This window comes from Kosakonia sacchari SP1 (genome assembly GCF_000300455.3).
Classification (GTDB): Bacteria; Pseudomonadota; Gammaproteobacteria; order Enterobacterales; family Enterobacteriaceae; genus Kosakonia; species Kosakonia sacchari.
This window is the reverse complement of the sequence record NZ_CP007215.2, coordinates 4615701-4626214: the sequence shown is the minus strand read 5'-3', so window position 1 is coordinate 4626214 and position 10514 is coordinate 4615701. Positions and strand designations below refer to the sequence as shown.

The following is a 10514-nucleotide window of genomic DNA, read 5'->3' as shown; positions in this document are numbered from 1 at the left end:
TGAAATTCAGATTTTAAGACCTCGATCGCGTTTCAGGACGCAGTGTACGCACGGCGAGTTGCAGAATCTTCGCGACGGTTAACTCACCAGGAACGTACTATGACTTCACGTATCACCCTTCTATTACTTACTATTTTGTTTGGCGGCATGGCACATGCTGAAACCGCTTTTCGCCAGCTACGCATGGAAGAAAACAGTGCCCGCCCGCTGGATGTCGCGGTCTGGTATCCCACGCCAGAACGCGGTAAAGCGGAAACCGTGGGAGAGAACATCGTCTTTAGCGGTACTGCTGCGTTACGCGATGCAAAACCCGCTGCTGGCGCTCATCCGCTGTTATTGATTTCGCACGGTTACGGCGGCAACTGGCGTAATCTTAACTGGCTGGCGCAGCAGATGGCGGATGAGGGGTATATCGTCGCCGCGCCCGATCATCCGGGGACCACGACGCGCAATAAAAAACCGCAAGATGCAAAACAGCTTTGGCTACGTCCACAGGATCTCCACCACGTGCTGGATAAACTGCTTGCTGAGCCTGATCTCGCGGGGTTGGTGGATACGCAACGTATTGCGGCGCTGGGTCACTCCCTGGGAGGCTGGACGGTTCTGGAGCTCGCTGGTGGGCGTTTTGATAGCCGCCGTTTTATGGCTGATTGTCAGCAATATGCTGTGCTGTCGGGTTGCAAGCTGGCTTCTACGCTGGGCATCGATCAGCCCTCAGCAAGCGACATGTTGTCGCTGAATATGCGTGACTCACGGATCAAAGCGGTGGTTTCGCTCGATCTCGGCCTGGCGCGTGGCTTCACGCCAGAAAGCCTTAAGCAGATAACTATTCCAGTACTGGTCATGGCGGCGCAGGCAGATAGCGATGAACTGCCTGCCCGTCTCGAATCGGGTTATCTTGCAGAACACATACCGGTCGCTCACCAGCGTTATGTTCACGTAGAGGGGGCGACGCATTTTAGCTTTATGCAATTATGCAAGCCGGGTGCGGCTGCATTAATCGACGCGCAAGATCCAGGAGAAGGGATCGTCTGCCAGGACGGAGTTAGCTTTAGCCGGGCAGAAATTCATCAACGCCTCTTTAAGCAAATCAGCGCGTTTCTGCAACAGACACTGGTTTATTCTCCGATGTGAGACGGTAATCCGTCGGGCTCATCCCACTAATACGGATAAACTCGCGATTAAAGTTAGACTTGGTAGCAAACCCTGAGTCCAGCATGATCGCTGTCACCGGCGCGTCGGAATTGCGTAATAGCTGCTGTGCATAGTGAATACGAAAACGGTTGATCCACTGCGAGACATTGCAGCCGCATGTCTGGTTAACTGCTCGCGAGATCTGTCGTGCAGGAATGCCCAATTTTTTTGCCAGCGTGTTAAGCGTCAGGTCGGTATTCAGGAAAAGGTGTTGTTCGCGAACGCGGGCTTCAATGCGCTGATAAGTGGCAAGCTGGTCTTTGTCATCCGCACTGGCTTCGTGTTCGATAGACGAGGTTGGCAACTCAACGGGCGCGGTTTTACCGCGATAAACAATGGCCAGGCAGATAAACGGCAGCAAGATTGCCTGGGAGATCGCCACCAGTTGTGGTGCCTGTTGACCATGATAAAAATGAAAATCCAGCGCAATAGCCAGATCGGTCAGCGCGGAAAAGCACAGGAAACTACCCGCCAGCAGCGCCATGCGCGATGTTATTGTGGCCTCGCTTAGACGCGAGAAGACAAACACATCGGCGCCTTGCCTGGCGGTTGTGATTAACCCTGCACCGTAACCGAGATACAGCAATACCAGCACGATGTCGGTGGTATCAGGCGCAGCCAAATTGAACACCAAAGCAATGGCGGGTGGGAGTGCGAAGAGTGCAAACTTTTGCCTGCGATTACGTCCGGTAAAGTGAGCGAAACAGTGCCATGCCAGCGGAGGCAGCACTATGGCTACCATCGATTGTAATTGACGTAAAAACAGAGCATCGAATTGCCAGCGCAGGGCGGACATCAGTACCAGCAGGGTGCAGGCGCCAATAAACACCGCTGTGCTGCGGAAACCTGATGCCCGTTGCAGGCAAACCTTCAATAGCAAAATCAGCAAGATGGAGAGCGTGTAAAAGGGAAATGGAATGGCTGGCACAAGTCACCTGGATCGTAAAAAAACAGTATCGAATGCCATGTTGTGCCATAAATGGGGGCGAAAAACACCTCACGACTTTTAGCGGCGCGAAAAAAAGCCCGCCAGAGCGGGCAGAGTCGTCGTATTGAAGCGGTGCCTTAATCACGCGGCGGTATGCGGCGGTAAAGCTCGATCATATCGGTTGCCAGATCCTGAATCACCATCGCGTTCATCAGGTGATCCTGCGAATGAACGGTGATCAAATTCACCGGCAGTTTACCGGTGCCTTCATCGAGCCCGATAAGCTGGGTTTGAATTTTATGCGCGGCTTTAACGAATTCGCGCGACTCTTCCATCGCTTTTTCTGCTTCCGCAAAGTCGCCTTTACGCGCCATCTGTAACGCGGTTAATGCCTGGCTACGCGCCGCGCCCGCGTTAACCAACAACTCCATAATGATGGTTTCTAAATCTTCCACGCATTCACTCCAGTAACTTAAGGGCTTTTTCCAGAACGACATCGCCTTTCATCATGCCGTAATCCATCATGTCGATAACCGCCACTTTCTTACCCAGCGGATCCGCCTGCGCCTGCAATTTTGCCTGCTCGTATTTCACCTGCGGGCCCAGCAACACGATATCCGCTGTTGCAATTTCATCTTTAAATTCCGCAACAGGAACCGCTTTGATAGTGACCTCGACGCCTTTTTTCTGCGCCGCGTCTTTCATGCGTTGCACCAACATGCTGGTGGACATACCTGCTGCACAGCATAAAACGATGTTTTTCATAGTCAGCCTCGGTGTTGATGGGATAGGTGATAATTATCCCGCGCTGTTGGGTTCAACAACCGCTTTACCGCGATTGTGTGTAGGGCATCACAAAGAATCCCTGCATAACATGAAACCGGTTGCAACCTTGCGAAGCGCCGCCCGGTTACGGATGATTCACCAGTAGAATCCGGTTCTTACCTTGCTGCTTCGCTTTATAAAGCGCTTCATCCACACGCCCGACTAATTGGTTCAGCGGTTCCATATTCCACTCGCCCAAACCGGCGCTAAAAGTGACCAGTAGCTCTTTTTCGCGCCAGGTACGGTTCTCCACTTTCACACGCCACTGCTCCAGTAGCGCCAGCGCGTTATCAATATGTGCATGCGGGAAAATCACCGCGAACTCTTCGCCACCGTAGCGATAGAGCGAAATCCCCTGCGGCTGCAGGATCTGGATACCTTCGCGCGCTACGTTGCGCAGCACGATGTCGCCATTCAAATGGCCCCAGGTATCGTTAATGGATTTGAAGTTATCGATATCCACCAGAGCCAGCGCGAACGGCTGATGATCGTTCATCAGCGCGGCAATATCGGCATCAAAGGCGCGGCGATTCTTACAATTGGTCAGTGCATCCATGGTTGCCTGCCGCACCCACGTTTGTTCCCGCTCTTTACTGCTTTCAATCGCTTTGCTCAGCATCGCTTCGAGCCGTGGGGCGCGGGTTACATCACCGGTTTTTATCGCATCAATAATGTTGATCAGCACCGTGCGCGAGCTGTGGCGTAAATAGAGGCCAAACAGAATGATAAACACCGCCGCCGTGGTGAACCCCCAACCAACAAGCTGAATCTGATGGTGGACGCGTTTATCCAGTGTGCTGGCGGACACTTTATAGATCACAAACCACTCCGGGTTGGTGAAGGCGTAGTAGTAATACCAGCACGCATTTTTTTCATCGAAAAGCGCGCCTTCAGCACTGGTCATCGCTGCGAGTATTGCCGGGCTGATAAGTGTCTTGAATAACGCGCCAGTGTCCGGGTGCAACATCGCTTTGCCTTCGCCGTCGATAACGAAGAATTCGCCAGGCATCGGAGGTTGCATGGTGCGCAGGGTGAAACCCATTGAAGCCAGATCAAGGTGAAAAGCCAGCGTCCCTTTTAATTTACCGTCTGGCGCTATTACCGGTTTATAGATGCTGACCGTCGGGTTATGGGTAAAAAAATCCATATAGGTACGGGTATAGTGATTAAACATGCTGGCTTCCGCCTGGTGCATAAACCACGGACGCGTACTGGCATTGAAATTCTCACCGCTGCCCATCACCTGCGGTGCGCGCAGATAAACGCCGCGCGAGTCGGCGAGAGAAATCGACGACACCGACGGCATCAGTGCCAGTAACTGCATCAGTAATTTCAGTCCCTTGTCCCGATCGCCAGTTACGGTGGCGTCTAACTGATTATCATGGGCAAAGAACGCAGTGGCGCGATTAAGAATATAGTCGTTTTCGCGCAGGATCGACTGGGTGTAGTTCACCGCCAGGTTATGCGCGAAATTGCGATTCACATCGTGGTACTCCTCCAGCGTCTCTTTGCGCATACCGACGATAATCATTATCGCGATGATCACAAAACTGACGAGGATCCCGGCAAGGCTCACCAGAATTGGTCTTATAAATGAAAGTTGTTTGATATGCATTTTCTTGTCCTTGAACATGCAAAAGAGGAACTGTTAACAGTATAGGGGCTGCGCAAGAGATAGCGTACCTGAAGTGAGTAAGGCGGAGCGGAAGAGAGGAAGAGCGCCCGCTCCGGTCAGTCTCATAACCTGACAGCGCAAGCATGACTGTTCGGGCGACAAGCCGCTATCGCCCGATTTTGCTTTTACGTAACAGGCCGAAAACGTGTTAACCCGTTATCTGCGAGTTGCGACTTTTTTGCGGCGCACGTCCCAGCCAGCTATCCCAGTCTTTCCACACCGGTTGCAGCCCACGGGCGATCAGCGCGTCGGCAACCTCCTGCGGTCGGCGCTCATCATGGGGCGAAAATTGCTCCAGCTCCGGGTGATTATCGGCATAGCCGCCCGGCTGCGTTTTGGAAAAGGCGCTTACGTTATTAATCGCCAGCGGAATCACGTGATCGCGAAAGTGCGGTGACTCGCGCGTGGATAGCGACAGCTCCGTATCCGGTGCCAGCAGGCGAAACGCGCAAATGGTTTGCACCAGTTGCCGCTCATCCATCACCGACGCCGGTTCCACGCCTCCCGCGCAAGGGCGCAGGCGGGGGAAAGAGATGGAATAACGGCTTTTCCAGTAGCGCTGTTGCAGCCACAGCAAATGTTCGGCAACCATATAGCAATCCACCCGCCAGCTGTCGGACAGACCCATTAACGCGCCGAGTCCGATCTTGTCGATACCCGCACGGCCCAGCCTGTCCGGCGTCTCCAGCCGCCAGAAGAAGTCCTGTTTTTTACCGCGCAGATGGTGACGTGCGTACTGGCCTTCGTGGTACGTTTCCTGGTAGACCATTACGCCATCAAGACCAAGGTTTTTCAGCTCGGCGTATTCCGGCTCGGAGAGCGGCTGCACTTCCATTTGCAACGAGGCGAACTGGCGGCGGATCGCCGGCATATGGCGGCGAAAATAGTCCATCCCGACTTTGCCCTGGTGCTCACCAGTGACCAGCAACAGATGCTCAAACCCCAGTTCGCGTATGGCCGCGCATTCACGTGCAATCTCCTGCTCATCCAGCGTTTTGCGCTTCAGATGATTGCTCATCGAAAACCCGCAATAGGTGCAGTCATTGGCGCAAAGGTTAGAAAGATAAAGCGGAACATAAAAGCTGACAGTGTTGCCAAAACGTTGGCGCGTGAGCCGCTGCGCTTGCTGTGCCATCGGTTCAAGAAAACCCGCGGCGGCGGGGGAGAGCAGCGCCATCATATCGTCGCGCGTTGGTTGCCGGGCATTGAGTGCGCGTTCGACATCGGCGGCGGTTTTACTGTGGATGCGCAGGAGGATATCGTCCCAGTCCAGTTGCCGCCAGCGGTCGGTGAAGGTGCTCATAATGTCCCCTCCAGAAAACCGGTGAGCGGGCTGGTGGCCTGTGCGTAACGTTGGCGAGCGCCCGGTACGGCCTGACGGGCCAGCGTTCCAGCCTCGACCGCCAGGCGAAAAGCGCGCGCCATGTTGACCGGGTCGTCGGCGACCGCTATCGCGGTATTCACCAGCACCGCGTCAGCCCCCATCTCCAGCGCCTGCGCCGCGTGGCTGGGGGCACCGATCCCGGCATCGACCACCACCGGCACATTCGCCTGCTCGATAATAATCTCCAGCATGGCGCGGGTTTCCAGCCCTTGGTTGGAACCGATTGGCGCGCCCAGCGGCATGACCGCAGCGCAACCCACCTCTTCAAGCCGCTTGCACAGTACCGGATCGGCACTGCAATAGGGCAGAACCACAAAGCCCATCTGCACCAGTTTTTCCGCTGCGCGCAACGTTTCAATCGGATCGGGCAGCAGCCAGCGGGCATCCGGGTGAATTTCCAGTTTTAGCCAGTGTGTGCCGAGCGCTTCCCGCGCCAGTTGCGCGGCGAAAATCGCCTCTTCGGCGTTTTTCGCCCCGGAGGTGTTAGGCAGCAACGTCACACCCGCATCCAGCAAGGGTTGCAACAGCATATCGGTGCGCTGGCGCAGGTCGACGCGCTTCATCGCTAGCGTTACCAGTTCGCTGCCCGACGCGTGAATTGCCTCGACCATCAGTTGTGGCGTGGCGAACTTGCCGGTGCCGGTAAAAAGCCGTGAAGTGAACTCTTTTTCTGCAATACGTAACATCTCAGCCCCCTGCGATAACCTGAAACAGCAGGATGTGATCGCCGTCCTGCACAAGGTGGTTTTCCCACTGCTCGCGCGGCAGGATCTGTTGATTAACGGCCAGCGCGACACCGGGTTTGAGCTGATTGAGTTGCTCAAGCAAAGTCGCGACGGAAAGCCCGGCGACGCAGTTCATCGACTCGTCATTGAAGCGTATCTGCATGTCGCCCTCCACAAACCGGGCACTGGCGGGAAGCGTGCAATGCCAGCGTGCGCCAAAGATTGGTGCGCGCGTCGAACAGGCGCAACTCACCGCTGGTGGTGTGCAGGCCGTTCAGCAATTTGATGGCTTCCAGCGCCTGCATGGCACCCATAATGCCGACCACCGGGCCGACAATACCGGCGGTGCGACAGTTGCGTTCTGGCTCGCTGTCGTCCGGCCATAAACAGCGGTAGCAACCCTGTTGCCAGGGCGGTGTCAGCACCATCAATTGACCACCAAAACCGACCGCGCTGGCGGTGATAAGCGGTGTCTCCAGCGCCACGCAGGCGGCGTTGATCGCCTGGCGCGTCAGCATATTGTCGCTACAGTCGAGCACCACATCGGCCTGCTGAACCTGCTCGCGCAGAACCTCGCTGCTTAAGCGCTGCTGGAGCGTAATCAGCTCAATATCCGGGTTTAATCTGTGCAGGCGCTGCGCGGTGACCTGGGTTTTCGGCTGGTTGATATCGTCAGTGGTAAATAAAATCTGCCGCTGCAAGTTGCTCAGGTGTACGGCGTCGTCATCTGCCAGTACCAGCGTGCCGATCCCTGCGCCAGCAAGGTAGACCGCCGCCGGTGCGCCAAGGCCACCGAGGCCGACAATTAATACCCGGCTGGCGAGCAGTTTTTGCTGACCGGTAACCGCGATATCCTCCAGCAGGATCTGGCGGCTGTAGCGCATAAAATCGCGATCATTCATCGCCCACCCCCGCCAGTTGTAACAACTGATGCGTTGCTTGTTGCCAGTCATCCGCCTGGGTAATGGCGCTGACTACTGCAATGCTGCCCACGCCGGTTGCCAATACATCCGGCGCACGCGCAAGGCTGATACCGCCGATAGCAACGGTTGGATAATCTTCCAGCCGTGCAATATGACGCGCCAGTTGTTCCAGCCCCTGCGGGGCAGAAGGCATCTGTTTGGTGTGCGTGGGAAAGACATGCCCCAGCGCGATGTAAGAGGGGCGCGCCGCCAGCGCAACGTCGATTTCCATATCGTCATGCGTGGAGACGCCAAGGCGCAAACCCGCCGAGCGAATGGCGCTTAAATCGGTCGTTTCCAGATCTTCCTGACCAAGATGCACACCGTAGGCATGGTGTTTGATCGCCAGTCGCCAGTAGTCGTTAATAAACAGCCGTGCGTTAACGCGGCGGCCAAGCGCGATGGCTGCAACTACATCCGCTTCAACCTCTTCGTCGCGCTTATCCTTAATGCGTAGTTGCAGGGTGCGCACGCCCGCTTCCAGTAAACGGGCAATCCATTCGACGCTGTCGACCACCGGGTAAAGCCCGAGGCGAAAAGGCACCGGCGGGAAATCGGGCTGATACATCAGGCTTTCTCCTTTTTCAGGTATATCTCGCCGCCGCGTGCGCGGAAATCGCTGGATTTATCCGCCATGCCGACTTCAATCGCCTGGGTTGCTGCGTAGTCACGCACCTCTTGCGAGATTTTCATTGAGCAGAATTTCGGCCCGCACATGGAGCAGAAGTGCGCCACTTTGCCGGATTCCTGCGGTAGCGTTTCATCGTGGTAGGCGCGTGCGGTAAACGGATCGAGCGCGAGGTTGAATTGATCTTCCCAGCGGAACTCAAAACGCGCTTTCGACATGGCGTTGTCACGGATCTGCGCGCCAGGGTGACCTTTAGCCAGATCGGCGGCGTGAGCGGCGATCTTGTAGGTGATGAGCCCCTGTTTGACGTCCTCTTTGTTCGGCAGGCCAAGGTGTTCTTTCGGCGTGACATAACAGAGCATCGCGCAGCCAAACCAGCCGATCATCGCCGCGCCAATACCGGAGGTGAAGTGGTCATAACCCGGCGCGATATCGGTGGTTAGCGGCCCCAGCGTATAGAACGGCGCTTCGTGGCAGTGCTCCAGCTCCTCGGTCATGTTGCGGCGGATCATCTGCATTGGCACATGCCCCGGGCCTTCAATCATCACCTGGACGTCATACTCCCAGGCGATTTTGGTCAGTTCGCCAAGCGTGTGTAGCTCGGCAAACTGCGCTTCGTCGTTGGCGTCCTGAATGGAGCCTGGGCGCAAGCCATCGCCAAGCGATAGCGAAACGTCATAGGCGGCGCAGATTTCGCAGATCTCGCGAAAGTGGGTGTAGAGGAAGTTTTCCTGATGATGGGAGAGGCACCATTTCGCCATGATCGAGCCGCCGCGCGAGACAATGCCTGTCAGGCGCTGCGCGGTCATTGGCACATAGCGCAACAGCACACCTGCGTGGATGGTGAAATAGTCCACCCCTTGCTCCGCCTGCTCCAGCAGCGTGTCGCGAAACGCCTCCCAGGTGAGATCTTCGGCGATCCCGTTGACCTTCTCCAGCGCCTGGTAGATCGGCACTGTACCGATCGGTACCGGGCTGTTACGCAGGATCCATTCGCGGGTTTCATGGATATAACGGCCGGTGGATAAATCCATGACCGTGTCCGCGCCCCAGCGCGTCGACCAGACCAGTTTTTCCACCTCCTCTTCGATCGAGGAAGTGACCGCCGAGTTGCCGATATTGGCGTTCACCTTCACCAGGAAGTTGCGACCAATGATCATCGGTTCCGATTCCGGGTGGTTAATATTAGCTGGGATAATCGCCCTCCCGGCGGCGACTTCATCGCGCACAAATTCCGGCGTGATGTTTTCCGGCAGCCTGGCGCCAAAACCCTCACCCGGATGCTGCCTGCGTAACACTTCGCTGCGAATGCGCTCGCGGCCCATGTTTTCGCGAATGGCGATGAACTCCATCTCCGGCGTGACGATGCCTTTGCGGGCATAGTGCAACTGCGTGACGCACTGACCAGCTTTCGCACGGCGCGGCGTCAGTAAACCGCGAAAACGCAGTTCGTCGAGTCCGTCATCGGCCAGCCGTTCGTTGGTATAGACAGAGCTGCGTTGTTCCAGCGTTTCGCTGTCGTCACGGGCGGCAATCCACGGTGCGCGCAGTTTCGCCAGCCCTTGCTGGACATCAATCGCAATCTCCGGATCGCCATATGGGCCCGAGGTGTCGTACACCGGTACCGCTTCGTTCTCTTCAAACAGCGGGTGTTCTTTTGTGCCGCCGGTAAGCGTTGGACTCAGCTGGATTTCGCGCATCGGAATGCGAATATCAGGTTGCGAACCGGTGATGTAGATGCGGCGTGAGTTGGGGAAAGCGGTGCCTTCCAGCGTGTCGATGAAGTGTTGCGCATGGGCGCGTTGTTCACGGCGTGTAAGTTTTTCAGACATAGCTCATTCCAGAATGTAAAGGATATGGCTTGTCAGACGACGGATGGAGTAATGGCAGCAAACCGCCCGTGAGGGTGGTTGATGTGAATGGATTACTCTTGTTCCCTTCGCAGGTTTTAACCTGATCAGGTTCCGCGGATCCCGAATGAACGGTCTCAGCCTTTTCCCCTTCATCCTTCACGCTGCCTCTGTGTTGGCTGCGTTCACTCACCACGGTCACTTACTTGATGTAAGCTGCCGGGGATTCACGAACTTGCCGTCTCGACGCATCGCGAATGATGTTGTGGAAATATAGGCACTCCGACAAGAAAAACCCGTCCGAAGACGGGGACTGCTTTTTAAATTACGCGTTAATGTTTAA

General features: G+C 55.9%; 11 protein-coding genes. 1 reads left to right on the top strand and 10 read right to left on the bottom strand.

Annotated features, from left to right (window positions below; all coding sequences use genetic code 11):
* Positions 1 to 99: 99 nt before the first annotated feature.
* Positions 100 to 1134, top strand: a complete 1035-nt coding sequence (locus C813_RS44815; RefSeq protein ID WP_017460026.1) for an alpha/beta hydrolase family protein — start codon at positions 100 to 102, stop codon at positions 1132 to 1134.
* On the opposite strand, the gene C813_RS44810 is transcribed toward C813_RS44815, so the two are convergent.
* From C813_RS44810 to thiC, 10 genes are all read right to left on the bottom strand, one after another.
* Entirely contained in the window at positions 1091 to 2122 is a 1032-nt protein-coding gene (locus tag C813_RS44810; RefSeq protein WP_017460025.1) for a helix-turn-helix domain-containing protein, read from the bottom strand. The genes C813_RS44815 and C813_RS44810 overlap by 44 nt on opposite strands.
* A 137-nt stretch (positions 2123 to 2259) precedes the next feature.
* The gene (locus C813_RS44805) at positions 2260 to 2577 is read right to left on the bottom strand and encodes a PTS lactose/cellobiose transporter subunit IIA (protein WP_017460024.1); all 318 of its coding nucleotides are present in this window, start codon (positions 2575 to 2577) and stop codon (positions 2260 to 2262) included.
* A 4-nt stretch (positions 2578 to 2581) separates the two neighbouring features.
* Entirely contained in the window at positions 2582 to 2887 is a 306-nt protein-coding gene (locus C813_RS44800; protein ID WP_017460023.1) for a PTS sugar transporter subunit IIB, read from the bottom strand.
* 145 nt (positions 2888 to 3032) lie between these two features.
* Positions 3033 to 4562, bottom strand: a complete 1530-nt coding sequence (locus C813_RS44795; RefSeq protein WP_017460022.1) for a sensor domain-containing diguanylate cyclase — start codon at positions 4560 to 4562, stop codon at positions 3033 to 3035.
* Positions 4563 to 4770: 208 nt separating this feature from the next.
* A complete protein-coding gene (gene thiH / locus C813_RS44790) occupies positions 4771 to 5925 on the bottom strand; it encodes a 2-iminoacetate synthase ThiH (RefSeq protein WP_017460021.1) in 1155 nt (384 codons plus the stop codon).
* Positions 5922 to 6692, bottom strand: a complete 771-nt coding sequence (gene thiG, locus C813_RS44785; protein ID WP_017460020.1) for a thiazole synthase — start codon at positions 6690 to 6692, stop codon at positions 5922 to 5924. The genes thiH and thiG overlap by 4 nt, the downstream gene beginning before the upstream one ends.
* 1 nt (position 6693) lies before the next feature.
* The gene (gene thiS / locus C813_RS44780) at positions 6694 to 6894 is read right to left on the bottom strand and encodes a sulfur carrier protein ThiS (protein WP_017460019.1); all 201 of its coding nucleotides are present in this window, start codon (positions 6892 to 6894) and stop codon (positions 6694 to 6696) included.
* The gene (locus tag C813_RS44775) at positions 6875 to 7633 is read right to left on the bottom strand and encodes a HesA/MoeB/ThiF family protein (RefSeq protein WP_017460018.1); all 759 of its coding nucleotides are present in this window, start codon (positions 7631 to 7633) and stop codon (positions 6875 to 6877) included. The genes thiS and C813_RS44775 overlap by 20 nt, the downstream gene beginning before the upstream one ends.
* Positions 7626 to 8261: a thiamine phosphate synthase gene (thiE, locus tag C813_RS44770; RefSeq protein WP_017460017.1), complete on the bottom strand. Its 636-nt coding sequence runs from the start codon at positions 8259 to 8261 to the stop codon at positions 7626 to 7628. Before thiE ends, C813_RS44775 begins: the two co-directional genes overlap by 8 nt.
* Positions 8261 to 10153, bottom strand: a complete 1893-nt coding sequence (thiC, locus tag C813_RS44765; protein WP_017460016.1) for a phosphomethylpyrimidine synthase ThiC — start codon at positions 10151 to 10153, stop codon at positions 8261 to 8263. The genes thiE and thiC overlap by 1 nt, the downstream gene beginning before the upstream one ends.
* Positions 10154 to 10514 lie beyond the last annotated feature (361 nt).

Excerpts from the sequence above, each read along its gene's own strand:
- C813_RS44775 (WP_017460018.1), bottom strand. The coding sequence starts at position 7,633 with ATGAATGATCGCGATTTTATGCGCTACAGCCGCCAGATCCTGCTGGAG.
- C813_RS44815 (WP_017460026.1), top strand. The coding sequence starts at position 100 with ATGACTTCACGTATCACCCTTCTATTACTTACTATTTTGTTTGGCGGC.
- thiS (WP_017460019.1), bottom strand. The coding sequence starts at position 6,894 with ATGCAGATACGCTTCAATGACGAGTCGATGAACTGCGTCGCCGGGCTT.
- C813_RS44800 (WP_017460023.1), bottom strand. The coding sequence starts at position 2,887 with ATGAAAAACATCGTTTTATGCTGTGCAGCAGGTATGTCCACCAGCATG.
- C813_RS44795 (WP_017460022.1), bottom strand. The coding sequence starts at position 4,562 with ATGCATATCAAACAACTTTCATTTATAAGACCAATTCTGGTGAGCCTT.
- thiC (WP_017460016.1), bottom strand. The coding sequence starts at position 10,153 with ATGTCTGAAAAACTTACACGCCGTGAACAACGCGCCCATGCGCAACAC.
- thiE (WP_017460017.1), bottom strand. The coding sequence starts at position 8,261 with ATGTATCAGCCCGATTTCCCGCCGGTGCCTTTTCGCCTCGGGCTTTAC.
- thiG (WP_017460020.1), bottom strand. The coding sequence starts at position 6,692 with ATGTTACGTATTGCAGAAAAAGAGTTCACTTCACGGCTTTTTACCGGC.
- thiH (WP_017460021.1), bottom strand. The coding sequence starts at position 5,925 with ATGAGCACCTTCACCGACCGCTGGCGGCAACTGGACTGGGACGATATC.